Below are 407 nucleotides of genomic sequence, written 5' to 3' on the forward strand. Positions count from 1 at the left end.
ACTGACCGGCTGGATGGCGCTCCCCCGGATCGAGCTGGAAAGCAACTTCCAGAGCTTCGCCACCGGACTGGACGCGCTCACCGACGCCCAGCACGTCGAATCCGTCATCGGCTCCTCGGGCGAGGTCGCCGTCGTCCTCAACGGTCCTGACGTGCTGTCGCCCGAGGCCATGAAATGGACCAGCGAGGCGCAAGAAAGCATCGTCTCGCGACACGGCGACCAGATGCGCCCGGTGGTGTCGCCGCCGACCTTGCTGCAGTTCCTGGGCAGCTCGCCCACGGCGAGCCAGATCGCAGCCGGGGTCCGGTTGCTGCCGCCGTACCTCACCGGTGCGGTTCTTCGCAACGACCGGACGTCCGCGCTGCTGAGCTTCGGCGTGCGGATGGAAGACCTGAGCAAGTTGCAGA

At 67.1% G+C, this 407-nt stretch carries 1 pseudogene; it reads left to right on the top strand.

The features are described from left to right. A pseudogene (locus tag H5411_RS46775) lies at positions 1 to 407 on the top strand (RND transporter); the annotation flags it as partial.

The sequence above is a fragment of the Amycolatopsis echigonensis genome (genome assembly GCF_014174495.1).
Taxonomy (GTDB): Bacteria; Actinomycetota; Actinomycetes; order Mycobacteriales; family Pseudonocardiaceae; genus Amycolatopsis; species Amycolatopsis echigonensis.